The organism is Streptomyces sp. NPDC088745 (assembly GCF_044751045.1).
Lineage (GTDB): Bacteria > Actinomycetota > Actinomycetes > Streptomycetales > Streptomycetaceae > Streptomyces > Streptomyces cremeus.
Genome location: NZ_JBIVLB010000005.1, coordinates 165,820 through 191,686, shown reverse-complemented (window position 1 = coordinate 191,686; position 25,867 = coordinate 165,820). Strand labels below are relative to the sequence as shown.

17 protein-coding genes and 1 pseudogene are annotated in these 25,867 nt (G+C 74.4%); 10 read left to right on the top strand and 8 right to left on the bottom strand.

Annotation, left to right across the window (positions count from 1 at the left end; genetic code table 11):
• The first annotated feature begins 102 nt into the window (after positions 1 to 102).
• From ACIP93_RS16120 to ACIP93_RS16100, 5 genes are all read left to right on the top strand, one after another.
• Positions 103 to 3,783: a DUF4132 domain-containing protein gene (locus tag ACIP93_RS16120; protein WP_401759221.1), complete on the top strand. Its 3,681-nt coding sequence runs from the start codon at positions 103 to 105 to the stop codon at positions 3,781 to 3,783.
• Complete coding sequence (locus ACIP93_RS16115) at positions 3,780 to 4,889, top strand: AAA family ATPase (RefSeq protein ID WP_401759218.1); 1,110 nt, start codon at positions 3,780 to 3,782, stop codon at positions 4,887 to 4,889. Before ACIP93_RS16120 ends, ACIP93_RS16115 begins: the two co-directional genes overlap by 4 nt.
• Positions 4,890 to 4,894: 5 nt before the next feature.
• Positions 4,895 to 7,363 carry a DUF5682 family protein gene (locus ACIP93_RS16110; protein ID WP_401759215.1) on the top strand — a complete coding sequence of 823 codons (2,469 nt, stop codon included), beginning with the start codon at positions 4,895 to 4,897 and terminating at the stop codon, positions 7,361 to 7,363.
• Positions 7,364 to 7,436: 73 nt separating this feature from the next.
• Entirely contained in the window at positions 7,437 to 8,708 is a 1,272-nt protein-coding gene (locus ACIP93_RS16105; protein WP_401759212.1) for a VWA domain-containing protein, read from the top strand.
• On the top strand, positions 8,705 to 10,768 hold the full coding sequence (locus ACIP93_RS16100) for a hypothetical protein (RefSeq protein ID WP_401759210.1): 2,064 nt from the start codon (positions 8,705 to 8,707) through the stop codon (positions 10,766 to 10,768). Before ACIP93_RS16105 ends, ACIP93_RS16100 begins: the two co-directional genes overlap by 4 nt.
• A gap of 61 nt (positions 10,769 to 10,829) precedes the next feature.
• On the opposite strand, the gene ACIP93_RS16095 is transcribed toward ACIP93_RS16100, so the two are convergent.
• The 4 genes from ACIP93_RS16095 to ACIP93_RS16080 all read right to left on the bottom strand — a co-directional run bounded on the left by ACIP93_RS16095 (position 10,830) and on the right by ACIP93_RS16080 (position 14,351).
• Positions 10,830 to 11,366, bottom strand: a complete 537-nt coding sequence (locus ACIP93_RS16095; RefSeq protein WP_345219081.1) for a thioesterase family protein — start codon at positions 11,364 to 11,366, stop codon at positions 10,830 to 10,832.
• A gap of 50 nt (positions 11,367 to 11,416) precedes the next feature.
• Entirely contained in the window at positions 11,417 to 12,403 is a 987-nt protein-coding gene (locus tag ACIP93_RS16090) for a 3-hydroxyacyl-CoA dehydrogenase NAD-binding domain-containing protein (protein ID WP_401759207.1), read from the bottom strand.
• Positions 12,404 to 12,526: 123 nt separating this feature from the next.
• Positions 12,527 to 13,429 (bottom strand): 3-keto-5-aminohexanoate cleavage protein, encoded by a 903-nt coding sequence (locus ACIP93_RS16085; RefSeq protein ID WP_401759204.1) that lies wholly within the window; start codon positions 13,427 to 13,429, stop codon positions 12,527 to 12,529.
• 37 nt (positions 13,430 to 13,466) lie between these two features.
• Positions 13,467 to 14,351: a TetR family transcriptional regulator C-terminal domain-containing protein gene (locus ACIP93_RS16080; protein ID WP_401759201.1), complete on the bottom strand. Its 885-nt coding sequence runs from the start codon at positions 14,349 to 14,351 to the stop codon at positions 13,467 to 13,469.
• Between the two features lie 200 nt (positions 14,352 to 14,551).
• Between ACIP93_RS16080 and ACIP93_RS16075 the strand changes: the two genes are divergently transcribed.
• The gene (locus ACIP93_RS16075) at positions 14,552 to 15,847 is read left to right on the top strand and encodes an MFS transporter (RefSeq protein ID WP_401759198.1); all 1,296 of its coding nucleotides are present in this window, start codon (positions 14,552 to 14,554) and stop codon (positions 15,845 to 15,847) included.
• Between the two features lie 120 nt (positions 15,848 to 15,967).
• Here the strand turns inward: ACIP93_RS16075 and ACIP93_RS16070 are convergent, their stop codons facing one another.
• A complete protein-coding gene (locus ACIP93_RS16070) occupies positions 15,968 to 17,308 on the bottom strand; it encodes a hypothetical protein (RefSeq protein ID WP_401759195.1) in 1,341 nt (446 codons plus the stop codon).
• Between ACIP93_RS16070 and ACIP93_RS16065 the strand changes: the two are divergent.
• Positions 17,302 to 18,381, top strand: a pseudogene (locus tag ACIP93_RS16065) (M20 family metallopeptidase); the annotation flags it as partial. The gene ACIP93_RS16070 and the pseudogene ACIP93_RS16065 overlap by 7 nt on opposite strands.
• A gap of 592 nt (positions 18,382 to 18,973) precedes the next feature.
• Here the strand turns inward: ACIP93_RS16065 and ACIP93_RS16060 are convergent.
• The 3 genes from ACIP93_RS16060 to ACIP93_RS16050 are packed head-to-tail and all read right to left on the bottom strand — an operon-like array spanning position 18,974 to position 22,046.
• Complete coding sequence (locus tag ACIP93_RS16060) at positions 18,974 to 19,765, bottom strand: ABC transporter ATP-binding protein (protein WP_345218508.1); 792 nt, start codon at positions 19,763 to 19,765, stop codon at positions 18,974 to 18,976.
• Between the two features lie 5 nt (positions 19,766 to 19,770).
• A complete protein-coding gene (locus ACIP93_RS16055) occupies positions 19,771 to 20,961 on the bottom strand; it encodes a FecCD family ABC transporter permease (protein WP_401759193.1) in 1,191 nt (396 codons plus the stop codon).
• Positions 20,958 to 22,046 (bottom strand): FecCD family ABC transporter permease, encoded by a 1,089-nt coding sequence (locus tag ACIP93_RS16050; RefSeq protein ID WP_401759190.1) that lies wholly within the window; start codon positions 22,044 to 22,046, stop codon positions 20,958 to 20,960. Before ACIP93_RS16050 ends, ACIP93_RS16055 begins: the two co-directional genes overlap by 4 nt.
• Positions 22,047 to 22,198: 152 nt before the next feature.
• Here ACIP93_RS16050 and ACIP93_RS16045 point away from each other — a divergent pair, with 152 nt between their 5' ends.
• The 3 genes from ACIP93_RS16045 (at position 22,199) to ACIP93_RS16035 (ending at position 25,864) form a co-directional block, all read left to right on the top strand.
• Positions 22,199 to 23,203, top strand: a complete 1,005-nt coding sequence (locus ACIP93_RS16045) for an ABC transporter substrate-binding protein (protein WP_401759187.1) — start codon at positions 22,199 to 22,201, stop codon at positions 23,201 to 23,203.
• A 278-nt stretch (positions 23,204 to 23,481) separates the two neighbouring features.
• Positions 23,482 to 25,137 carry a (2,3-dihydroxybenzoyl)adenylate synthase gene (locus ACIP93_RS16040; protein WP_401759184.1) on the top strand — a complete coding sequence of 552 codons (1,656 nt, stop codon included), beginning with the start codon at positions 23,482 to 23,484 and terminating at the stop codon, positions 25,135 to 25,137.
• 85 nt (positions 25,138 to 25,222) lie between these two features.
• Positions 25,223 to 25,864 carry an isochorismatase family protein gene (locus ACIP93_RS16035; RefSeq protein WP_345218500.1) on the top strand — a complete coding sequence of 214 codons (642 nt, stop codon included), beginning with the start codon at positions 25,223 to 25,225 and terminating at the stop codon, positions 25,862 to 25,864.
• Positions 25,865 to 25,867 lie beyond the last annotated feature (3 nt).

Genomic DNA, 25,867 nt, shown 5'->3' with positions numbered 1-25,867 from the left:
CTGCCGTCGGGGGCGTTGTCAGTGCCGCTCGCTACTGTGTTCCCACTTGATCGAAAGGCGGTCCGGGGGACCGTCCGGCACGGGCACGACGGGGTGGGGACAGTGGGGCGCTGGGAGTACGTCGAGGGCGGTTCGGCCAAGTTCTGGGAGGCCGAGGCGGCCGGCACCACGCTGACGGTGCGGTACGGACGGATCGGGTCGGACGGCCGGGGGCAGGTCAAGGAGTACGCGTCGGCGGAGGCCACGCGGGAGGCGCTGGCGAAGACGGTGGCGGAGAAGGAGCGGAAGGGGTACGCGAGGGTCGGACCTTCGGCTTCCGGGTCCGTGCGGGTGGCGGCTTCCGGTCCTGCTCCGGTGGCCGCGGTTTCCGGGTCCGTGCCGGTGACCGCGGAAGAGGTGCGTGCGACGGAGGCCGAGGGCGCCGCCGTGGTGATTCCGGACGAGGAGACCTTCGTACTGCCGGACTCCTGGCGGCGTCTGCTGCACCCCCGGCGCGGGGGCGTCCCGCGCAGGCCCGCGCCGGCTCCGCGGACGGCGGTCGAGGACTTCCAGCGGTGCGTCGCCGAGGCCGCGCCGAGGATCGACGCGTGCCTGAACTCGTCCGAGAGCGAGCCCGGCCTGGTCGAAGCGGCGCGGGCTCATCTGGGCGGCAGCCCGGACCCGGTGGGGGCGGGCGCGGTCCTGGCGATGGCCGAGGACGGCTCCCACTTCTACAGCGGGGGCGTCAAGCACTGGGTGGACGCCTGCGTCGCGCTGTACGGACTGCCGTTCACGGCGCGCGCCGTGGTCGAGTACCTGGACGTCCACGTCGAGACCGACCTCTACCGGCCGAATGGCGCGGACACCTCATTGAAGGTGCTGCCGCAGGGCGAGGGGTCCTACCGGGTGGTCGGCCGCCGTGCGCTGGTGGACCGGACGCGTGCCCTGCTCGCGGCCTGCGACGAGGACACGTACGCACGGACCGTGGAGGCGGTGGGCCGCCACCTGGGCGCGGGGCGGCGGCGGATCGTGGCGGCGTATCTGCTGCCGACCGAGACCGAGTGGGTCGACGCGTGCTGTGCGGACCCCGGCAAGGAGGGCGGCGAGGTGCGCTCCCTGCTGCTGTGCTCGCTGAGCGCACCGGAGCAGTGGGAGCGGCTCGGCGGGACGTCGTACCCCGACGGGCGGGGCTGGTCCGTCGCGACCATCGCGACGCTGGCCGAGGGGATCGGGGTGACGGCGGCGACGCCGCTGGTCGAGCAGGTACGGGGGGCGTACGTCGACTCCGACGGTCTGCGGACGATGGCCGGGGCGCTGGCCGAGTTCCCCACGGAGGACGCCTTCGCGGCGCTGCTGCACCGGGTGGGCGACAAGCGGGTCGGCCCCGCGCTCCAGGAGGCGGTCACGCGCTGGCCGGTGCGGGCGCTGCGGCAGTTGGTGCTCGTCTCCGCGCGGGACGGGTCGGCCGCGGGCCAGTTGCTGCGGGGGCTGGTGCACGGGCGGCGGGCGCTGGTGGAGGCGGTTCTGCCGTCCCTGCCCGAAGAGGTCGCGGCGGTGGTGCGGCCGCTGGTGGCGGAGTCGGGCCGACTGCCGGAAGCGGTGGCGGCCGACCTGCCGGAGGTGCTGGTGTCGCCGCCGTGGTCGCGGCCGGACGGCCGCATCGCCGCACCGCGGGCGGTGGCGGTGCCGGCGGCGACGGCGGACCCCGCGGTGGTGTGGCTGCCGGGTGAGCGGGAGGAGTGGGCGCGCACCAGGTCCTGGTACCACGACGGCTACTACGGGAAGGAGGCCCCGAAGCTCCGGCCGGAGGAGGTGCGCTCGTCGCTGACCGAGGCGTCGACGGCATCGGCCGTCCTGTTCGTGCTCCGCCCCGAGGAGGAGGTGCGTCCGTGGCTGGACGGCTGGTCGCCCTCGGACATCTGGAGCGCGGAAGGTCTTCTCGAACCGGTGGCGGCGAGGTTCGGGCTGGACGCGCTCCCCATGCTGAAGCGGGTGGTGCCGCGCCGTCCGGCGATGCTGGGACGGGTGCTGCTGCCGTTCGTCGACGTCGTGCTGGCGCGGCTGATGACCGACTGGCTGACCCGGCCGAAGTCCGTCTCCTCGATCGCCGAGTCCTGGTTCCGGCGGCACGGGGCGGTGGCCGCCGGGCTGCTGGTGCCGGACGCCGTGGGCACGGCGGGACGCAAGCGCCGGGCGGCCGAGGGCGCCCTGCGGCTGATCGCCTCGCAGCAGGGCCCCCAAGTGGTCATGACGGCGGCCGAGGCGTACGGGCCGAAGGCCGCCGGCGCCGTGGACGTGCTGCTGTACGCCGATCCGCTGCGGGCCGCGCTGCCGTCGAAGATGCCGGTCGTCCCGGTGTGGGCGGAGCCGGGGCTGCTGCCGCCGGTCACCGTGCGGGGCGGGGCGGCGGCGCTGCCGGTGGAGTCGGCACGGCATGTGCTGACGATGCTGGCGCTGTCGAAGCCCGGAGAGCCGTACCCGGGGGTGGCGACGGTGCTGGAGACCTGCGACCGGGCGTCGCTCGCGGAGTTCGGCTGGGCGTTGTTCGAGCAGTGGCGGCTCGCGGGCCTGCCGTCGAAGGAGTCCTGGGCGCTGCACGCCCTGGGGCTGCTCGGTGACGACGGGACGGTACGGCGGCTCACGCCGCTGCTGCGGATCTGGCCCGGCGCGGGAGCCCACCACCGGGCGGTGGAAGGGCTGGAGGTCCTGGCCGCGATCGGCACGGACGTGGCCCTGCTGCATCTGCACGGCATCGCGCAGCGGGTGAAGTTCAAGGCGCTGAAGGCGAAGGCGCAGGAGAAGATCGGGCAGATCGCGGAGAACCTCGGCCTGACCGCCGAGCAGCTCGCGGACCGCCTGGTGCCCGACCTCGGGCTCGACGCCGACGGTGCCACGGTCGTCGACTACGGGACGCGGACGTTCACCGTCACCTTCGACGAGCAGTTGCGGCCCTGCGTCCTGGACGCGGACGGCAAGCGTCTCAAGGACCTGCCGAAGCCGGGTGCGAAGGACGACGCCGGGCTGGCGCCGGCGGAGCGCAAGCGGTTCATGACGTTGAAGAAGGACGTGCGGACCCTCGCCTCCGACCAGGTGCGGCGGCTGGAGGCCGCGATGGTCGCGGGCCGGTCGTGGACGGCGGAGGAGTTCCGGGGGCTGCTGGTGGCGCACCCCCTGGTGTGGCACCTGGTGCGCCGGCTGGTGTGGGTGAGCACGCCCTCCGGGGCGGGCGCGCCGGACACGGCGTTCCGGGTGGCGGAGGACCGTACGTTCGCCGACGCCGAGGACGAGACCTTCGCCCTGCCCGACGACGCGTCGGTGCGGCTCGCGCATCCGCTGGCGCTGGGCGAGGCCGGGGTGGCGGCCTGGGCGGAGGTGTTCGCGGACTACGAGATCCTCCAGCCCTTCGCCCAGTTGGGGCGGGCCGTGCACCGGCTGACCGCCGAGGAGGCCGGAGCCGTCCGGCTGGCCCGTTTCGAGGGGCTCACCGTCCCGACTACGACGGTGCTCGGCCTGACCAAGCGGGGCTGGCGGCGCGGCAGCCCCGAGGACAACGGGATCGAGAACGAGATCAGCAAGAAGCTCGGCGACGACCTGTACCTGGTGATCGGCCTCGACGGCGGCATCGCCGTCGGCGCGATCGACCAGATCCCGGAACAGCGGCTGGACGCGGTGGCGCTGAGCACCCGTCCGGTGCACCGCTGGTACGGCGACGACTCCGGGCTGCGGTTCGCTGACCTCGACGGGATCACCGCCTCCGAGCTGCTGGCCGATCTGACGTACCTCACGGAAGGGGCGGCCAGGTGAGCGTCGACCACCTGACGGCGGAGCAGGAGTCGCTGCAACGGCCGCCCGCCGAGGTCCGGTACGCGGACGAGCTGGCCGCGCTGCGCGCCGGGGACACCGGACCCCGGCCGCCGGGCTGGGCCCTGAGCCTGCGGGCGGCCCGCAGCTTCGTCGTCGGGGACGAGCAGAGCGGGATCAGCCGCAAGTTCGTGGGCAGTCCGTCCCTGGTGGACCGGGCGCTGGTGACGCTGGCGACGAACCGCGGGCTGATGCTGGTGGGCGAACCGGGCACCGCGAAGTCGCTGCTGTCGGAACTGATCGCGGCGGCCGTCAGCGGCACGTCGACGCTGACCGTGCAGGGCGGCGCGGCCACCACCGAGGACCAGATCAAGTACGGGTGGAACTACGCGCTCCTGGTCTCGGAGGGCCCCTCGGCGCGGTCGCTGGTGCCCGCGCCGATGTTGCGCGGCATGGCCGAGGGCAAGGTCGTGCGGTTCGAGGAGATCACCCGGTGCCCGCCGGAGGTCCAGGACTCGCTGCTGTCGCTGCTGTCGGAGCGGGTGGTGGCCGTTCCGGAGCTGACGGGGCCGGAGGGGATGGTCTTCGCCCGGCAGGGGTTCAACGTCGTCGCGACGGCGAACACCCGGGACCGGGGCGTCAACGAGATGAGCGCGGCGCTCAAGCGCCGGTTCAACTTCGAGACGGTGTTCCCGATTCCCGACCTCGACACCGAACTGGCCCTGGTGGAGGCGGAGGCGACCGCGCTGCTCGCCCGCTCCGGGGTGACCGTCGCCCCGGAGCGGGACGTACTGGAGGTCCTGGTCGGCACCTTCCGGGAGCTGCGGGCGGGCGGTGGCGGCGAGGGGAGGGCGCCGGACCGGCTCTCGGCGGTGATGAGCACCGCCGAGGCGGTGTCGGTGGCGCACGCGGTGGGCGTACGGGGCTGGTTCCTGCGCGGCGAGGCGGGCAGCGCCGCCGACGTGGCGGCGTGTCTGGCGGGCACCGCGGCGAAGGACAGCCCGGAGGACCTGGCCAGGCTGCGCCGCTATCTGGAGCAGCAGGTGCCCCGGCGGCGCGGCCCGCAGTGGAAGGCCCTGTACGACGCACGCCACCTGCTGGACGGGTGAGGGCGATGGGCGGGCGGGTGCGGCTGTTGGGGGTGCGGCACCACTCCCCCGCCTGCGCGCGGCTGGTCGCCGCCGCGATCGAGGAGCTGCGTCCCGCGTACGTCCTGGTGGAGGGCCCGGCGGACATGAACGGGCGGCTGGACGAACTGCTGCTGGGGCACGAGCTGCCGGTGGCGGTCTTCAGCCACTACCGCCACGCCGGCCGGTCGGCGACCTCGTGGACGCCGCTGTGCGCGTACTCCCCGGAATGGGTGGCGCTGACGGCGGGCCGGGCGGCCGGTGCGCAGGTCGCCTTCATCGACCTGCCGGCCTGGCATCCGGCGTTCGCCGAGCGCGCCAACCGGTACGCGGACGCGGAGCTGCGGTACGCGCGGGCGACGGAGCGCCTGTGCGAGCGGTTCGCGGTGGACTCCGTGGACGCGCTCTGGGACCGGTTGTTCGAGGTGGAGCCCGCGGACGGGCTGTGGGAGCGGCTGGACGCCTACTTCGACCTGGTGCGCGGCGATGCCCAGGCGGAACCGGGCGACACGGCGCGCGAGGCGTACATGGCGTCCTGGGTGCGGGCGGCTGCCCGGGCGGCGGGCGACCGTCCGGTGCTGGTCGTCACGGGCGGCTTCCACACTCCCGCGCTGCGGGGGCTGACCGGGTCGGACGCGGAGGCCGGCGCGGGGCAGGAGTGGCCGGAGGTTCCGCTGCCGGAACCGGACGCGGTGGCCGGCAGCTATCTGGTGCCGTACTCCTACCGGCAGTTGGACGCCTTCGCCGGGTACCAGTCGGGGATGCCGTCGCCGGGCTACTACGAGCAGGTGTGGGAGCGCGGGCCGCGGGAGGCGGCCGACACGCTGGTGCGGGCCGTCGCCGGGCGGTTGCGCGCCCGCAGGCACCCGGTGTCCACGGCCGATCTCGTGGCCGCCCGTGCCCTCACCCGGGGGCTGTCCCTGCTGCGCGGGCACTCCCGCCCGGCCAGGACGGACGTGCTGGACGGACTGGCCGGTGCGCTGATCACGGACGACCTGGCCGGTCCGCTGCCGTGGACCGGCCGGGGCGGGCTCGCCGCAGGGACGCATCCAGTGGTGGTCGAGATGGTGGCCGCGTGCAGCGGTGACCGGGTGGGCCGGCTGCATCCGGACACCCCCGCACCGCCCCTGGTGCACGAGGTCGCGGCGCTGCTGGCCGACGCGGGAATCCGCACCGGCCGGCCACTGACGCTGGATCTCGGCGACGGCCGGGACCTGGAGCGCAGCCGTCTCCTGCACCGGCTGCGCGTGCTCGGCGTGCCGGGGCACGAGCGGACCGCGGGCCCGGCACACGGTGCGGATCCGGTGTTCACCGAGCGCTGGGAGCCCGGGGAGCGCGCCGGCCGGGACGCGGCGCTGGTCGAGGCCGGATCGTACGGGGCTCGGCTCGACGAGGCGGCCGCCGCCGTGCTCGCGGAGCGGGCCGGGGGCGCGGGCCGGGAAGGGCTCGCGGCCGCCCTGTTCGACGCGGTGCTGTGCGGGGCGGCCTCGGTGTCGGACCGGCTGCTGGCCGAACTCGCCACGGGTGTCGGGGAGGTGAAGGAGCCCGGGGCGCTGGGTGAGGTGCTGGCGACGGCACTCGGGCTGTGGCGGCACGACCGGGTGTTCGGGGTGGCGCGCGGACCCCTGCTGGGCGCACTGGTGGGCGAGGCGGTCCTGCGGGGTCTGTGGCTGCTGGAGGGGCTGCGCGGAGGGCCGGGCATGGACTTCGGGCGGCTGCGCGCGGTGGTGGCCCTGCGTGACGCGTGCGTGCACGCGCCGGAAGCGGTACCGGTGCCGCGGGAGGCGGTGGCGGACGCGGCCCGCCGTGTCTCCCGGGACGCGGAAGCCCCTGCCGATCTGCGGGGCGCGGCCTTCGCGCTGTGCCGGACGCTGGTGCGGGAGGAACGAGGGGCACGGGAGGAACGGCAGGAACGGCAGGAACGGCAGGAAGGTGAGAAGGAGGCCGGGGACAGCACCCGGTCGGCGTCCTCCCGTACCGGACCGGGGTCTGCCCGGGACGGCAGGTCCCTGCCGCGCGCGGCCGCAGACGAGGTGCTCGCGCTCGCCGGGAGCGGCGAGCAGCTCGGGGACTGGCTGGCCGGCCTCTTCGCGGTGGCCCGCGACCAGGTCTCCCGGGCGCGGGGCCCGGCGGGCGACGCGCTCGTCGGCGTGCTGGACTCGCTCGTCGGGGCCATGTCCGACGAGGAGTTCCTGGTGGCCCTGCCCTCGCTGCGGCAGGCCTTCGCGTTCTTCCCGCCCAGGGAACGCGAGCACATCGCGCGGCAGTTGCTGGAGCGTCGCCGGCTGCGGGGCTCGGCACGCTCCCTGCTGCGCACGGGTACGGACCCGCTGGTGGTGGCCGAGGGCCGGGCCCTGGAGAAGTCCGTGGACAACCTGCTCGCCCGGTACGGGCTGGACACCGCTTCGCCCGGGGCGGAGCACACGCAACGGCCGCAGGACGAGGTGCGGCGATGAGCGACGACCGACAGCGGCAAGGGCGGAACGCCCCGATGAACGACGACCGACGGCCGCAGGAAGGAGCACCGCGATGAGCGACGACGAACCGGCCGCCGAGGAGCACGGCACCGCGGCGGCCCCGGCCCCGCACGCCGGTACCGGCACGGCCGGCGACGGCAGTGGCGCGGGCGGACGTGGCGACGACCGGGGCGGGGACGCCGGGCTGGAGCGGTGGCGGTTGATCCTGGGCGAGCCCGCCGAGCGCCCCGCGGGCGGGCTCGCCGGGCGGGCGGCGGCGCGGGACGCGGCCCTGGAGTGGCTGTACGGGCGGGACCCGGACCTCGCCCGGCGCGGTGTGCGGCGCGCCCGGGGCGCCGGTGGCGGTGCGGAGCGCGGTCGTGGCGCGGGGCACGGACCGTCGGCGGTGACGGCCGTCGACTGGCTCGACGAGGTGCACCGGCTCTTCCCGAAGGAGACCGTGGAGCGGCTGGAGCGGGATGCCGTGGAGCGCTACGGCATCGAGGAGATCGTCACCGACCCGGCGGTCCTGGAACGGGTCGAGCCCAGCGCCACCCTGCTCAAGGCGGTCCTGCGCACGAAGCACCTGATGAACCCGGAGGTGCTGCGGCTCGCCCGGCGCATCGTGGCGGAGGTGGTGCGGCACCTGACGGAGCGGCTGCGCCCCGAGATCCGGCAGGCTTTCCACGGCACCCGCTCGCGCCGCCCCGGCAACCGCCAGGTGGCCCGGAACTTCGACTTCCGCGCCACCGTCCGGGCCAACCTGGCGCACTACCGCCCGCGGGAGAAGCGGCTGCTGATCGAGAAACCGCACTTCCACTCGCGTACCGCACGCCACCTCGACCAGTGGCAGTTGGTGCTGCTCGTCGACCAGTCCGGCTCGATGGCGGGCTCCGTGATCCACTCGGCGGTGACCGCCGCCTGCCTGTGGGGGCTGCCGGGGCTGAAGACCCGTCTGGTCGCCTTCGACACCTCCGTCGTCGACCTGACCGGCGACGTCACGGACCCGGTGGAGCTCCTGATGCGGGTGCAGCTCGGCGGCGGCACCGACATCGCGCGGGCCGTGGACTACGGGGCGGGCCTGGTCGAGAACCCGCGGCGGTGCGTGTTCGCCGTGGTGAGCGACTTCCACGAGGGCGGCGACCCGTACCGCCTGGTGCGGACCGTGCGCGGGCTGGTCGAGCAGGGCACGACCGTGCTCGGGCTGGCCGCCCTCGACGAGGACGCGAACCCGGCGTACGACAGGGAGCTGGGCCAACGGCTCGCGGACGCGGGGGCCCACATGGGGGCGATGACACCGGGGCAGCTCGCCGTGTTCGTCGCCGAGCGGCTGGCGGGGCGATGACGGTACGAGCGGCCGTCCGGGCGGACCTGCTGGCCCTCTCCGCCGACACGCTCGCCTCGCTGGCCAACCGGGGTCTGGTCAAGCGCGCGACGAAGGACCTGGACGCGGGGGCGGGGCCGGACGTCTCGGTCGCCGACGACGGTCTCGTACGGGCCGTGCACGAGGACGGCACGCAGACGGAGCTGCCGCCCGGCGCGGGCCTGGACCGCGGCCGCTGCTCGTGCGCCGCGCCCGGCACCTGCCGGCACCTCGTCGGCCTGGTCCTGGCGCACCAGCGGACGGCGGGCGCGGGGCCGGGGACGGTCGCAGCCGCCGACGGGGAGCCGCCCGCTCCCTGGTCCCCCGGCGCGTTCGGCGACGAGGCGCTCGCTGCCGCCGTCGGCGCGCGGGCGCTGGCGCGGGCCCGGCGGGTCTTCGAAGGCGGGTACACCGCCGAGGTGCATCCGGCCACGCCCGCCGCACCCGAACCGTGGGTCGAACTGCCCACCTGCACCGTGCGGTTCCCCGTGCCCGGCGAGATCGGCCACGCGCTCACGGACGCCTCCCCCGCGCTGCGCGGCGAGATGCTGGCGCTCGCCGTCTGGGCCTTCCGGGCGGCCGGGGCGCGGCCCGCCGAGCCGGGGGCGGCCGCTCCCGTCCGGCTGGAGGTGGGCGGCGGCCACCACCCGTCCCGCGCGGCCCGCACCGCCCTGGACCGTGCGGTCACCGCCGTGGACGACCTCCTCGCCGACGGCGTCGCCCACGCGGGCCCGCTCGTCGGCGGCTCCCTCCGGTCGAGCGGCACGGCCCTGGCCTCGGCCGGACTGCACTGGCCCGCAGGGGTCGTCGCCGACCTCGCCGCACAGGTCGAGGCATACGGGGACCGCAGCGCCGCCCACCGGGCCGAGGACCTGGCCGCGCTGGCCGGTGAGTTGTACGCCCGGCACCGGGTCGCCGCCGCCGGTCCCGGTGCGTACGCCGACGTGCTGGGCGTGCGGGAGGCCGGGGAGACCGCGCTGCGCCGGGTCCGGCTGGTCGCCCTGGGCTGCCGGGTGCGCGGCGCGGGCCCGGCGACGTGCGCCGAGGTGTTCTTCGCACACCCCGAAGCGGGCGTCGTGCTGGTGCTGCGCAAGGAGTGGACGGCACGGGAGGGCGACGGGACCCCGCCGCCGAGCGGCCCCGACGTCGGGACTCGGCGCGTGCTGGGCACCACCCTGCGGGCGCTCGCCACGGGCAGTCTGATCAGCGAGAGCGCCCGGCGCACGGCGGGCCGCGCGCTGGTGCTGGGCCGCAGCCGGGTCGCCACGACGACGGTCGTCGCGGTGGGTTCGGCCTGGACCTCGCTGCCGGAACCCCTTCTGGTCCGGGACCTGGTGGCGCACACCGCCGACTGGGACCGCCGGCCGCCCCGGCTGCTGCGCCCGCGGGTGGCGGCGGAGACCGTACGGGTGGTGGAGCTCTCGTGGGTGGGCCCGGTGGCGTACGACCCGGCCGGGCAGCGGCTGTCGGCCGAGGTGCGGGACGCGGCGGGCAACGGGGCCGTGCTGAGCGCCGGGTACGACCCGCGGTGCCCGGACGCGCTGGACGTCCTGGCCGACGCGCTGGCGGAGGGCGCCGGTACGCGGTGGGTGAGCGGGGTGCTGTCCCGGGCCGGTGGCCGCGTCCGGATCGACCCGCTCGCCGTCCTGACGCCGGCCGGGGTGACGGTGCCGGACCTCGCACCGGCCGCGTCCGGCTCCGTGCCCGCGTCGGCGGACCGGGTGCCGCCGCCGGTGGGCGGGCCCGCCACGCACCGGGCGGACGACGACGTGGCCACGGCGGTCGGCCGGGCGCTGACGGCGCTCGCCGAGGCCGCGCACCACGGGCTGCGGAGTTCGCCGCCGTCCGTGCTGTCCGCGCTGGACGACGCCGGGGACCGGCTGGCCCGGTGCGGGCTGGACCGGGCCGCCGGTCTGGTGCGGGCGGTTCCCGCCGCGCTCCCCCGGGGCGTCACGGCGGTCCGTGACGCCTGGGTGGAGGCGCAGATACGGCTGCTGGTGACCGCCGAACTGCACCGGGAGCGCGACGTCCGAGCCGGTTGAGCACGCGCGGCCCCGGCCCGCCCGGGCACTCCGGGAGCGCGATGCCCGGGCCGGTTGACCGCTACCGGGCGTCGGCAGCGGCCGGTGCGGCCGCCGGGACCTCCGCGATGGAGCGGCCCGCCCAGGACGGGGCGTCCTCGGTCAGGCTCGCCAGGCGTTCGCGGATGATCTCCGGGAAGCCGGTGGCGCGGCCCGCCGCCTGGTCGACGTGCAGGGCGAGGAGTTCGGTGGTGGCCACGGGCTCGGCCTCGGTCGGCAGGGTCATGGGCGCCTCCCCCGAGACCGCGGTGTCCACGACGAACAGTTCGTGGGCGAAGCGCACCTTCTTCGCGGCGACGCCCAGCACCCGGGTGCGCACGGCCAGGCGGGCGCCCTCCGGTACGTCGTCGAGGTAGCGGAGGTGTGCCTCGACCGTGTAGAGGGAGCAGCCGGTGGTCTCGCGGTAGCCCGCGTGCAGGCCGGTCTCGATCATCATGGCGTCGGTGGCGTACCCGAAGACGAGGACGTAGAAGGCCTCGCTCATGTGGCCGTTGTAGTCGATCCACTCGGGACGCACCGTGTGGTGGACGAGCGGCAGGCAGTCGACGACGCAGTCCAGTTCGGTGGTGTCGGTGACGTCCTGGCGGTCCCCGACGCGTGCTTCGCCGCTCACTCGGCCGCCTCCCCCGCGGTGCGCTGCCGCGGCAGGCGGCCGGTGGCGCGCAGGACGTCGATGACGCCCCGGTCGCGTTCGGCGACGAGGTCGGCGATGGTGCGCCCGTCGGCGGCTTCGTCGCATCCGGCGACCACCGCGTCGTACAGCTTCCGGTCGAGTTCGGGTGCTTCCAGGCGGGTCCACGGGGACTTCAGGGACGGGCCGAAGTGGTCGAGCATGTGGGCCATGCCGCCCTCGCCGCCGGCGAGGGCGAAGGTGAGCATCGGTCCCATGAAGGCCCAGCGCAGGCCGGGCCCTTCGGTGATGGAGGCGTCGATCTCGCGGACGGTGGCCTCACCGTTGGCGATCATGTGCAGGGCCTCGCGCCACAGGGCTTCCTGGAGGCGGTTGGCGATGAAGCCGGGGACCTCGCGGTCCATGGTGATGACGGACTTGCCCGCGACCTCGTAGAAGCGGGACGCCCAGGCGACGGTCCCGGCGCTGGTGCGCTCGCCGCCGACGACCTCGACCAGGGGGATGAGGTAGGGCGGGTTGAAGGGGTGGCCGACGACGAGGCGGCCGGGGTCGGCGGCCTCGGTCTGCATGTCGGTCATCGGGTAGCCGGAGGTGGAGGACGCGATGACGACTCCGGCGGGGGCGGCGGCGTCGAGCCGGCGGAGCAGGTCGCGTTTCAGCTCCAGCTTCTCGGGGGCGCTCTCCTGGACGAACTGGGCGTCGGCGACGGCCTCCTGGAGGGTCGCGGTGACGGTCAACCGGTCCGCGCAGGCGCCCTCGGCGAGGCCGAGCCGGGTGAGTGCGGGCCAGGCGGCGTCCACGAGGCGGCGCAGCTTCGGCTCGGCGTCGGGGGCGGGGTCCCAGGCGGTGACGTCGTAGCCGCGGGCCAGGAAGTGGGCGACCCAGCCGCCGCCGATGACACCGGCGCCGACACAGGCGACGCGGCGCACGTCCTCGGGGGCGCAGGGGGGTGTGGGGGAGGTCATGGTGGGGGGAAACTCCTCGTGCTGCGGAACAGATGTGACGGACTTTCAGGCAATGGGTCTTTCAGGCAATGGAGCTTTCGGGCAAGGGAGCTTTCCGGCAGTCGGGCTTAGGCCAGCCGGACTTCAGGCGCGCGGCTTGAGGCCCAGCACGGTGCGGGCCTCGTCCGCGGTGGCGACCCGGGAGCCCAGCGACTCGGTGATGGTGACGGCACGCTCGACGAGTCGGGCGTTGGTGGCCTTGTCGCCCTTGCCGAGGTAGAGGTTGTCCTCCAGGCCGACCCGGACGTGCCCGCCGAGCAGGATGGACTGGGCCACCCACGGCATCTGCATCCGGCCGAGGGCGAAGCTGGCGAACTGGGCGCCGTCGGGCAGCAGGTTGACCATGGACTGGAGGACGCCGGGGTCGGCGGGCGCGCCCCAGGGGATGCCCATGCAGAGCTGGAAGACGGTGGGGTCGTCCAGCAGCCCCTCGGCCCTGAGCTGCTTGGCGAACCACAGCTGGCCGGTGTCGAAGATCTCCAACTCGGGCCGTACGCCCAGCTCCTGGATGCGCCGGGCCCCGGCGCGGAGCATGTCGGGGGTGGAGACGTAGAGGTTGTCGCCGAAGTTCAGCGAGCCGCAGTCGAGCGTGCAGATGTCGGGGAGCAGGTCCTCGACGTGCGGGAGCCGGTCGAGCCCGCCGACCAGGTCGGTGCCGGGCAGCGGGAAGCCCTTGAGCGGCTGGTCCGGGTCGACCACCAGGTCGCCGCCCATGCCGGCGGTGAGGTTGATGACGACATCGGTGCCGGTCTCCTTGATCCGCTCGACGACTTCACGGTAGAGGCGCGGGTCGCGGGAGGGGTCGCCGGTCTCGGGGTCGCGGACGTGGATGTGCACGACGGCGGCCCCGGCCTCGGCCGCCTCGACGGCGGAGGCGGCTATCTGCTCCGGGGTGACGGGGACGTGCGGGCTCTTGCGGACGGTGTCGCCCGCCCCGGTGAGGGCGCAGGTGATGACGACGTTCTGGTTGACGGCGGTTTCGGCCATGTGAATCTCCTTGTGTACGACGGATGTTGACGCTGCGTCAGGGGGTGAGCGTGGCGGCGACATGGGCCAGGAGCGCGTCGTGCATGGCGCGTGCGCTGGTGCCGCCCCCGTCCGGGGCGGCCGCGAGCACCTGGCCGGCGAGCCCATCGATGAGGGCGGTGAGGCTCAGCGCCGCGGTCTGCGGGTCGGTGCCGGGGCGGAAGACGCCCTGGTCGACTCCGCGCCGCAGGACGTCGGCGACGGTGTCCCGCCACTGCCGGTAGTAGTCGACGTGCAGCCGCCCCACGGCGGTCGAGCGGGCCGCCTCGGCCCACAGGTCGACCCAGACCAGCCACTGGCGGCGCTGCTGCTCGGTGTAGGGGACCTGGAGTTCGATGAGCCGGTGCAGTTCGGCGGCGGGGTCCGGGTCGTCGGCGCGGGCGGCCCGGCGGGCGGTGTCCTCGTCCATGCACCAGCGGACGGCGGCTTCGAGCAGGTCGTCCCGGCCGGGGAAGTGGTAGTGGACGGCCGCGGTGCTGGTGGCGCAGGCCTCGGCGATGTCGGCGACCCGCACGGCGTGGAAGCCGCGCTCGGCGATCAGCCGGACGGTCTCCCGCACGATCTGGCGGGGCCGGCCGCCCTCGGGCGCGGTCGCCGCCCGGCCGCCACGCCGTACCGGTGCGGTCTGCGGGGCACGCGCCCCCAGCAGCCACCCCACGTCCGCCCCGGCGGTGTCGGCGATCCGGGCCAGTTCGGCGGCGGTGAAGCGACGGGTGCCGCCGAGCGAGCGGGAGAGCTTCGAAGGGTCCATCACCACCCGCCGGGCGAACTCGCGCTGGCTGACCCCCGCGGCGGCGACGACCTCCCGGACGCGGGCGGCGACCGCGGCGGCGGAGTCGGGCGGGGGTTCCCGCACCGGGGGCGGGGCCTCGGGCTGCTGCATGGTCGGCCACCGTACGCAGGTATTGAGCAAATCTCAACGCGCATCGTGCGCTGCCAGCGGATTGCGGCACCGACTGATGCGCCAGTCAGCGCGGACGGCCGATCGGCGCCGGATGTCTCCCCGGTCATAGCGACAGTCCTTAACGCCGCCTTCACGAAAGACCCTTGTGCGGCTCCCCCGATTCCGCGAGGGTCCTGATCATGACTGAGACGACCAGGCCGGCCGCGCCGCCGAACCCCGTCCGCAAACCCCTCAGGCAACTGCTCGCGGCCTCCGTGGGCAACGCCGTGGAGTGGTACGACTGGTACGCGTACACCTTCCTCTCCACCTTCATCGCCGCGCAGATCTTCCCCAGGAGCGCGGGCAGTCCGCTCGTGCCGCTGCTGTCGACCTTCGCCGTGTTCGCGGTCGGGTTCTTCATGCGGCCGGTCGGCGGGCTGCTGCTCGGGGCGGTCGCCGACCGGCACGGGCGGCGGACCGCGCTGACGGTGACGATCCTGCTGATGGGCGGCAGCAGTCTGCTGGTCGGGCTGACGCCGACGTACGCGTCGGTGGGGGTGCTCGCGCCGGTGGTCCTGGTGGTGGCGCGGCTGCTCCAGGGCCTGTCCGTGGGCGGGGAGTTCGCCGCTTCGACGACGTTCCTGGTGGAGTCGGCGGGGCCCGGCAGGCGCGGGCTGTTCTCCAGTTTCCAGTATGTGTCCACGACCGCGGGGCAGCTCGCCGCGTCCGGGATCGCCGCGCTGCTGGTGTCGAACCTGAGCGACGGGCAGATGAACGGGTGGGGCTGGCGGGTGCCGTTCCTGCTCGGCGCGGTGCTGAGCCTGGTGGGGTTCTGGATTCGTCGCGGGGCGCACGAGACGCACGCACCGGTGGAGCGCACCGAGCGGCCGGGCCTGTTCGACGCGCTGCGCAAGTACCCGCGTCAGTCGCTGCTGATCTGCGGCATCACCGCGGGCGGCACCATCTCGTACTACACGTGGACGTCCTACCTGCCGACGTACGCGGAGCTCAACGGAGGTTTCGACAAGTCGGACGCGCTGCTCGCGGGGACGATCTCGCTGGCGTTCTTCGCCGTCCTCCAGCCGTTGGGCGGGCTGCTCTCGGACCGGATCGGGCGGCGTCCGCTGCTGGTGTTCTCGGGTCTTGGGTTCGCGCTGCTGATCGTGCCGCTGCTGCGGGTCGTCGACGGGGGCGTGTCGTTCGGCACGCTGGTGCTGGTGAGCTGCGCCGGGATGGTGCTGCTGACGGGGTTCACCTCGATCTCGGCGGCGGTCAACGCGGAGATCTTCCCGGCGAAGGTGCGCGCCTCGGGCATCGGGTTCCCGTACTCGCTGACGGTGGCGCTGTTCGGCGGGACCGCGCCGTACATGGGGACCATGTTCAAGGACATCGGCAGGCCGGGGCTGTTCCCGTGGTACGTCGCCGCGCTGTGCCTGGTCTCGTCGGTGGTGTTCTTCCGGCTGCCGGAGAACGCGCACAAGGACCTGCAGAAGTAGGCCGCCCGGGGCTTCCCGGCGCGACGGCGGCACGGTGACGGCGAGACGGCGGCACGGCGATGGCACGACGGCGCGGGAGACGCGCCCGGCGCACCAGCCGCGCCGGGCGGACGCGAGGCGTTACTCGTCGCCGCGCAGGAAGCCCAGCTCGCGCAGGGCCTGGTCGGCAGCCTTGACCAGGGCGGCGGCCCCGCAGTTGACCGCGTGCGCGCGGCCCTTCTCCAGTTCGGCGCGGGAGCGGGTGGCGATGCCCCACTCGACGCGGGCCGCCGCGTGCTCGTACTTGCACGGCGAGGAGCTGAGCAGGTCCACCGCACGCCGCAGCAGTTCCGCCTTCCGGTGCCCCCGGGCCAGCTCCGCCTGGCAGCGCATGGCTTCGCCGATCGCGGTGTTCGTGCCGAACCGCTCGGCCTTCTCCCGCGCGTACGCCGCCAGCTCGGCCGCCCGGTCCGGGTCGGTGGGCGCGACGGCACGGGCCAGGTCCAGGGCCCACGGGGCGAACACCGTGTTGTGCCTGCCGCGGGCCTGCAACGCCGCGCCGGCCGCCTCCAGTTCGGCGATGGCCTCCTTGGTGCGGCCCTGGGTCAGCAGCAGCCTGCCGCGCACGGACGCGGCGTCGGGGATCAGAATGGTCGTGGGGTACGGAGCCTCGAACTTGGACGCCTCGGCGACCTTCTGGGCCTCTCCGCACAGGCCGCGGGCCAGCAGCGTGTCGATGAGCATGCAGACCGCGTCCCAGTGCATGGGCAGGCCGTGCCCGATGCGCTCAGCGAGCCGCACGCCCTCCCTCAGGTCCTTCTCGGCGCGCACCAGGTTGCCGCGCCTGCGCTGGAGGTAACCGGTCAGGACGTACGCGAAGGCGAGGTGGCCGCCGCTCCAGCCCGCCTCGGTGAACGCCCGGCGGGCCTCTCCGAACAGGGCCTCGGCGCGGTCGAGCTGGTCGGCGAAGGCGTAACTGAGGCCCAGCAGTGCGGGCGCCTCGAAGCCCCAGGTGAGGTCCGTCCAGCTCAGGCCGTCGGGGAGGCTGCCGTTGACCAGGGCGCGGTCGCCGATCTCCACGACGGTCTGCCAGTCCTCGCCGATGGCGGTCGCGTCGAACGCGCGCAGCATCAGCAGGGCCTGCTCGGTGGTGTCCCTGCCCGTGACCCGGGCGGCCGCCTCCTTGAGCCGGAGGGATCTGGCGGGGCCGTCGCGCTCGGTGGCGTACACGCCCTCCCAGAGGAACTGCACGGTCTGCAGGCGCATCCGCAGCGGTCCCGGCGGTGCGGCGGCCGCCGCCTCGGCCACCATCTGGCCCGCCTCGGCGATCTGGTCGTTGTGCGTGAGCGCCTGGGACAGCAGGAACACCGCGTCGGCCTGCTGCTCGTCGGTCAGCCCCGGCTGGCCGAGGGCCGCCTTCAGGTGCTCGGCGGCGTCGCGGGGTGAGCTGAGGGCGATGACCTTGCCCAGTTCGTACTGCACTGAGCCGCCGCATCCACGCCCACCCGGAGACCGCCTTCGAGGAGCACCGGGCGGCCGAGTGGTGCACGGAACTCCTCCGCGCCCACGGCCTCACGGTGACAGCCCCCGCCTACGGTCTGCCGACCGCCTTCGCCGCGACGGTCGGTTCGGGCCCGGTGACGGTGGCGCTGGCCTGCGAGTACGACGCGCTGCCGGGCATGGGTCACGCCTGTGGCCACAACCTGATCGCGGCGGCCGGGGTGGGGGCCGCGCTGGCCCTCGCCCCGTTCGTGGACGAACTCGGGCTGACCGTACGCGTCCTGGGCACGCCCGCCGAGGAGAGCGGCGGCGGCAAGGTGCTCCTGCTGGACGCGGGGGCGTTCGACGGGGTCGACGCGGCGATGATGATCCACCCGTGTCCGTTCGACGTGGCGGACTTCCACTCGTACGCCATGGGCTCGCTGGAGGTGACGTACGCGGGCAAGTCGGCGCACGCCGCGATGAACCCCCAGGACGGCCGCAACGCGGCGGACGCCCTCACCGTCGCCCAGGTCGCCCTCGGCCTGCTCCGCCAGCACCTTCCGGCGGACTGGAAGGTCCACGGCATCACGACGTCGGCGGGCTCGGCCCTCAACGCAATTCCGGACCACGCGCACGCCGCGTACGCGCTCCGCACCCCCTCGGCTCCCGAGCTGCGCGCGCTCCGCGCCCGGGTCGAGGACTGCTTCCGTGCGGGGGCCCTGGCGGCGGGCTGCGAGCTGACCCTCGCCCAGCCCTCCCCCGACTACCTCGACTTCCGCTCCGACCCGGAACTGGTCGCCCTCTGGACGGCGAACGCCCGTGCCCTGGGCCGCCCGGAACCGGAGGTCCGCGGGCCCTTCGCCTCCACCGACATGGGCAACGTCTCCCACGCGGTGCCCTCGATCCACCCCGTCCTGGACATCGGCGCCTCGTCCTGCGGCCCCCACCAACCGGAATTCACCGCGGCCGCGGCGACCGCGGCCGCCGAACGCACCATGCTGGAGGGCGCCCTCTCCCTCGCCTGGACCGCCACGGACCTGTCCATCCGCAGGCGCCCTGCGCCACCCCGCTAGGGCCACGAGGAACTGCGCGCCCCTCAACGCTCCCGCACGGCTCCCACCGGGGGCAGCGCCCCTGCAGGGGCGCGGGGAACTGCGCGCCCAGCCACGACGCATCCGCACGGGAACCGGTGGTGGCCGCGCGGCGAGCGCTTTAGGGAAAGGGGCGGGTCCGGGGCCTCTCCTGCGTGAGCAGAACGGGGCTGAGGCATCCGGTGCCGGGGCTGAGCTCTCGGCCTTGGCGGGGTCGCGCGTCCGGCACAGGCGCTCGGACAGGGGCGGCACCCGGGTGGGCCGGGAGCGGGAGGGGCCGCCCCCTTGCCCGCCCGTTCCGCCCCCTTGGGGCGGCCCCGTCGCCCAAGGCGGCGAGGGAGGCAGGGCGGCTGCGACGCCCGAGGGGACGGGGGTGGCAGGGCGGCTGCGGAGCCCGAGGGGGGGAGGGCGGCTGCGAAAGCACAAGGGGATGGGGGCGGAAGGGGGCTGCGGCTGCGGAGCTTGAGACCCCGGGGAGAAGGATGGGCGCCGCCTGGGGAGGGAAGGGGAGGTGCGGCCCAAGGGGACCAGGGCGAGGGGCGGGCCCGTGGGCGGTGTGTCGCCGCGCGCCGGCTCAGCCGACCGCGCTCAGCGCCCCCGCCCTCGGCACCACCACCGGCGCCCCGTCCCCCGGCGCCTCCAGCACGTCCGCCTCCACCCCGTACAGCTCCTTCACCAGCTCCGCGGTGACCACCTCCCGGGCGGGCCCGTGCGCGACCACCCGGCCCCCGTTCATGGCCACCACCACGTCCGCGTACCGCGCCGCACTCGCCAGGTCGTGCAGCACCATCACCACGGTCCGCCCCGCCGCCGCGACCTCCCGCACCAGCGACAGCACTTCCACCGCGTGCCCGAGGTCCAGCGCGCTGGTCGGCTCGTCGAGCAGCACGATCGGGGTCTCCTGCGCCAGCACCATCGCCAGCCAGCACCGCTGCCGCTGCCCGCCGGAGAGCTGGTCGAGCCGCCGCTCGGCCAGCGACAGGGTGCCCGTCGCCTCCAGGGCCGCCCGCACGGCCGCCTCGTCCTCGCGGGACCACTGCCGGAAGAGGCCCTGGTGCGGGTGGCGCCCGTACCGTACGAGCCCTGCCACCGTGACCGCCTCCGGCGCCTGCGGCGACTGTGCGAGCAGCGCGATCCGGTGGGCCGCCTTGCGCTGGGTGAGTGCCCAGACGTCCTCCCCGCCGGCCCGTACCGTCCCGGACTCGGGTTTGTGCAGCCGGGCGACGGTGCGCAGCAGTGTCGACTTGCCGCATCCGTTGGGTCCCACGATCGCGACGACCCGGCCGCTGGGGACGGTGAGGTCGACGCCGTCGACGACGGGGTGGCCCGGGTATCCGGCGGTGAGCGCCTCTACGGTCAGTTCCACGGGGTTCAGGCCTTTCCGGTCTGCGAAGGACGGTCTGACTTCTTGCCGAACAGGACCCACAGCAGGAAGGGCCCGCCGAGGACGCTGGTGACGACTCCGACCGGAATCTCCACCGGCGCGACGACCCGCCCGAGCGCGTCCGCGCCCGCGACGAGTGCCGCGCCGACGAGTGCGGAGCCCAGGACCGGCACCCGGGTGGGGCCGCTGAGGCGCGCGGCGAGCACGGGGGCGGCGAGGGCCACGAAGGCGATGGGGCCGCCGATGCCGACGGCGATGCCGGAGAGCACCACGGCCAGGGCCAGGGTGACGGCCCGTACCCGTGAGACGTTCACGCCGAGCGTGGCCGCCATGTCGTCGTCGAACCGCAGCAGTTGCAGCCTGCTGCCCGCGACCAGCGCCAGCGGGACGAGAAGCAGCAGCAGGTAGACCAGGGACGTGCCGACCCCCCAGTCCCGGCCGTTCAACGAGCCGACCGTCCACAGGAAGACGCCGCCGGCGGTGTTGTCGTTCTCCCGCGACATGACGAGGTCGGTCACCGCGCCGATCACCGTCGAGACGCCGATGCCGACCACGAGGACGCGGTACCCGGCGTGCCCGGCCCCGCCCGCGCAGGCGACGACGACCATCGCGGCGGCGGCCGCGCCGAGCGGTCCCAGCCACCAGTCGCCGATCATGCCGGTGGAGGAGCCGACGACGGTGGCGACGACGGCCGCCGTGGCACCGTCGTTGACGCCGATGACATCGGGGGTGGCCAGGCGGTTTCCGGCCAGGGTCTGGGTGAGGCAGCCCGCGATGCCGAGGGCCGCGCCGACCATCAGGCCGACCGCGATGCGGGGCAGCCGGAAGTCCCGTACGAGCATGACGGTGGCGCTGTCGCCGGTGCCCAGGAGCCCGGAGAGGCTGTCGCCCAGGCTCATGCCGGTGGAGCTGGCGAACGCGGCGAGGGTGACGATGCCCCCGATGAGCACCGCGAGTCCGACGGCCGCGAGGGCGCTGCGGTGGGGGAAGAGCCAGGAGAACGCGCCGTACCGCAGCGGGGTGGAGTCGGGCGGGGTGAGGCTGGTGTCGTACGACACCGCGCGCACGCCCCCGTTCGGCCGGTCCGTGGAGGCACCCGGGCGCTCGCCCCTGTTCGGCTTCTCCGTGGAGGCACCCGCGCGCTCGCCCCCGTTCGGCTTCTCCGTGAAGGCGCTCATGCGCTCGCCCCCGCCGTCGACATGTGGCGCGACCGCGCGATCCAGATCAGCAACGGCCCGCCGATGAACGCCAGCAGGACGCTCACCGGGGTCTCCCAGGGCCGGATCACGACCCGGGCCAGCAGGTCGGCGACGATCATCACGCACGCCCCGACCAGACCCGACAGCAGCAACTGCCCGCCCATCCGGGGCCCGGTGACCAGCCGTGCCGCGTACGGCGCGAGCAGCCCGAGGAACGCGATCGGGCCGGCCAGCGCCACCGCCGACCCGGCGAGCAGCGTCACCGCGACGGCGACCGTCAGCCGGATCCGCCCCGGGTGGTGCCCGAGCGAGCGCGCGCTGTCGTCGCCCAGCGCGAGCGCGGACAGCGGCCGTACGCACAGGAACGCCACGGCGAGCCCGACCGCGACGAGCGGCAGCAGCGGCACCGTGTCCTTGGTCTCGATGCCCGCGAGGGAGCCGATGGTCCAGTAGCGGTACGTGTCGAACGTCGACTGGGTGCCGAGCAGGACGTACGAGGTGGCTCCGTGGAAGGTCGCCCCGAGCGCGGACCCGGCGAGCACGAGCCGCAGCGGTGAGCCGGCGGCCCGGCCGGAGGCGGCGAGGAGCAGGACGACGGCGCTCGCCGCCATGCCGCCGACGAGGGCCCACAGCAGGACCGCGTACGCCGAGGTGATGTGGAAGTACGTGAGTCCGATCACAACGCCGAGCGCCGCACCGGAGTTGACGCCGAGCAGGCCGGTCTCGGCGAGGGGGTTGCGGGTGACGGACTGCAGGAGGCATCCCGCCGCGCCGAGCGAGACGCCGACGAGCAGTCCGGCGAGCGTGCGGGGCAGGCGTACGTCCATGACGGCCAGCCTGATCTGCGCGTCCGCGCGGGCGGCGGGGTCGCCGGTGAGGAACCCCCAGGCCTTGGCGACCGGGTTGGAGCCCGAGCCGATCAGGAGGGACAGCACGCACAGTCCCGCCAGGAGCAGCAGGAGGGCGACGGCCGCCAGGAGCGTGGGCCGATGGAGTCTCGCCGAACCCGGTGTCGGGGGTTCGGTTCCGGACTCCCGGACCCGCCCCTCTTGCGCAACCAACATGAAGTTAGCCTAACCTAACCACGACACGGAACCCCTGGTCGGGTGCCTGATGAACTCCCTGTTGCGGCAGGGACAGTTCACCATGCCCCGACACATGCCGAGTCACCCCGTATGTCCGGTTTCCGATCCGGGCAACACTTCGCCTCACCAGCATGGAGATCACGGACATGTCCTCGACCCTCACCCCGCGCGCCCGGCTGACCGCGGTGGCGGCCCTCACCCTGGCCTCCGCTCTCACCCTCTCCGCCTGCGGTTCGGACGACTCCGGCTCCGGCGACAAGGGTTCCGGCCAGGCCAAGAACGCCGCGAAGACCGTTGCCGTCACGGACGCCGCGGGCGCCGAGGTGAAGGTGCCCGAGGCCCCCAAGAAGGTCGTCGCGCTCAGCGAGATGGACCTGGACTCCGCGCTGGCGCTCGGTGTGAAGCCGGTCGGCCTGACCGCGGGCCGCGGCCAGAAGGGCGCGCCCGGCTACCTGGCCGACCAGGCGCAGGGCATCCCGGTCGTCGGCGCGGTCACCGGCCCGGACATCGAGAAGGTCCTCGCCGCGAAGCCCGACGTCATCCTGGCCGGGCAGCTCGCCGACAAGCAGGTGCTCAAGCAGCTCCAGGCGATCGCCCCGACCGTCATCACCATCGACAAGAAGAAGGACTGGCGGAAGTCCCTCGAACTGACCGGCAAGGTCCTCGGCAAGTCCAACGAGGCCGCCGCCTTCGTCAAGGGGTACGAGGCCAAGATCGGCGAGGTGAAGACGGCGCTGGGCGCGAACGCGGGCAAGAGCGTGTCGGTGGCCCGTTACTCGGCCAAGGGCACCGCGGTCATGCAGCAGGGCGTGTTCATCTCCGACATCCTGAAGGACCTGGGCTTCAAGCGCCCGGGCATCCAGAACGAGAAGGGCCAGGGCCACTCGACGCCGCTCAGCGACGAGGACCTGAAGCAGATCGACGCCGACTGGCTGTTCATCGGCACGCTGATGCAGAAGGGCCCGGACGCGAAGCTCTTCGGCGAGCTGAAGGAGAAGCCCGCGTACAAGGAGCTGGGCGCGGTCAAGGACAAGCACGTCACCGAGATCGACGGCTCCAAGTGGACCAGCCTCGGCGGCGCGCAGGCCGCGATGTCCGTCCTCGACGACATCAAGACGGCCATGGCCGCCAAGTAACCGCCTCCGCCCCCACTCCCTCCGCCGACCCCGCTCGCCGCCGCCGAGAACGCACTCCGCTCCCGGCGGCGGGCCGGCGCCCCGCCCACCCTCCGCGGGCAGGCGCCCCGCTCGCCGTTGCGGGCGGGCGTTCCGCGGGGCGGAACGGGTGGGCACAGCGGAACCCCCTGCGCCGGGCAGGCGTCCCACCCCCGGCCCGCCCCGGCACCGCCCCACCTCGGCGGGGCCGGGGCCCCGAGCCCCGTACCCCCGACGTCCCCATCTGCCAAGGACCCCTCGTGCCCGACACCGCACCCGACGCCCTCACCCCCGCACGGCCCGAGCGCGACGCCCCCACCTGGCCCGAAGAGACCGCCGCCCGCTACCGCGCCGCCGGCCACTGGCGGGGCGAGACCTTCGCCGGCTGGCTCGCCGAGCGCGCCGGGGCCCACCCCGCCCGCACCGCCGTCACCGACGGCGACCGCCACTGGACCTACGCCGAGCTGCACACCCGCGCCACGGAACTCGCCGCCGGCCTCGCCGCCCGCGGCATCACCCGGGGTGACCGCGTCGTGGTCCAACTCCCCAACGTAGCCGAGTTCTTCGAGGTCGTCTTCGCCCTCTTCCGGCTCGGCGCGCTCCCCGTCTTCGCCCTCCCGGCCCACCGCGAGACGGAGATCCACTACTTCTGCGAGTTCACGGAAGCCGTCGCGTACGTCATCCCCGACCGCCACGCCGGCTACGACCACCGCGCCCTCGCCACCAAGGTCCGGGACGCGCTCCCCACCCTCCGCGAGGTCTTCGTCGTCGGCGACCCGGGCGAGCACACCGCGCTCACCGAAGTGCCCCTCCCGGCAGCGGAGTTGACGGCCCCCGAGCCCGCCCCCTCCGACCTGGCCTTCCTCCAGCTCTCCGGCGGCAGCACCGGCGTCCCCAAGCTGATCCCCCGCACCCACGACGACTACATCTACTCGCTGCGGGGCTCCAACGAGCTCTGCGGCGTGACGGCGGACTCCGTCTACCTCGTCGTCCTCCCCGCGGCCCACAACTTCCCGCTCTCCTCCCCCGGTTCGCTGGGCGTCCTGTACGCGGGCGGCCGCGTCGTGCTGTGCCCGCAGCCCGACCCGGAGACCGCGTTCCCGATCATCGAGCGCGAGAAGGTGACGATCACCGGCATCGTCCCGCCGCTCGCCCTCGTCTGGACCGAGGCGGGCCCCACCACCCCCCACGACCTCTCCAGCCTGGACGTCCTCCTGGTCGGCGGCGCGAAGTTCAGCGAGTCGGCCGCCCGCCGCGTGACGCCCGCGCTCGGCTGCACGCTCCAGCAGGTCTTCGGCATGGCCGAGGGACTCGTCAACTACACGCGCCTGGACGACGATCCGGAGACGATCGTCACCACCCAGGGCCGCCCGATCTCCGCCGACGACGAGATCCGCATCGTCGACGACAACGACGAGGACGTCCCCGAGGGCGAGAACGGCCACCTGCTCACCCGCGGCCCGTACACCATCCGCGGCTACTGGCGGGCCCCGGAGCACAACGCCCGCTCCTTCACCGCCGACGGCTTCTACCGCACGGGTGACATCGTCCGCCGCACCCCGACCGGCCACCTCGTCGTCGAGGGCCGGGCGAAGGACCAGATCAACCGGGGCGGCGAGAAGATCGCCCCCGAGGAGATCGAGAACATCATCCTCGGCCACCCCGCCGTGCACGACGTGTCACTGGTCGCCGTCCCCGACGAGTACCTGGGCGAGCGCACGCTCGCGTACGTGATCCTGCGCGCCGGCGCCGAGCCGCTGAAGTCGATGGCGATCAAGAAGTTCGTACGGGAGAAGGGCCTGGCCGCGTACAAGGTCCCCGACCTCGTCGAGTTCGTCACCGCGTTCCCGCAGACCGGCATCGGCAAGATCAGCAAGAAGGACCAGCGCTCGATCGCCACCACGCCGCAGAACTGACCCTCCGCCGTACGGCTCGGGACCACGCGCACACCGCGCACCACCGCTCCGGGTCCCGAGCACCCGCACTACCGAAAGGCCCCCCATGGCTCTGCCCGCCGTCGCCCCCTACGCGATGCCCACCGCCGACGAACTGCCCGACAACCGCGTCGCGTGGAGCGTCGACCCGCAGCGGGCCGTGCTGCTCGTCCACGACCTCCAGAACCACTTCCTGACCGCGTACACCCCCGACACCTCGCCGGTCAACGAACTCCTGGCCAACGTGGCCGGGCTGACGAAGGCGGCGCGTGCCGCGGGCATCCCGGTCATGTACTCCGCGCAGCCCGGCGGCCAGTCCCCCGCCGAGCGGGGCCTCCAGCAGGACTTCTGGGGTCCGGGCCTGCCGGACGACGCGCACGCGAAGGCCGTCGCGGCCGAGGTCGCCCCCGAGCCCCGCGACACGGTCATCACCAAGTGGAAGTACAGCGCGTACGTCCGCACCGACCTGGCGGAGCGCATGCGCGTCGCGGGCCGCGACCAGCTCGTGGTCGTCGGCGTGTACGCGCACATCGGCGTCCTGATGACGGCGGCCGACGCGTGGATGCGCGACGTCCAGGCGTTCGTGGTCGCGGACGCGGTCGCGGACTTCTCCCGCGAGGACCACGACATGGCGTTGCGCTACGCGGCCGGCCGGTGCGCCGTGGTCACCTCCACCGACGCCGTACTGACCGAACTGAAGGGATACTGAGCC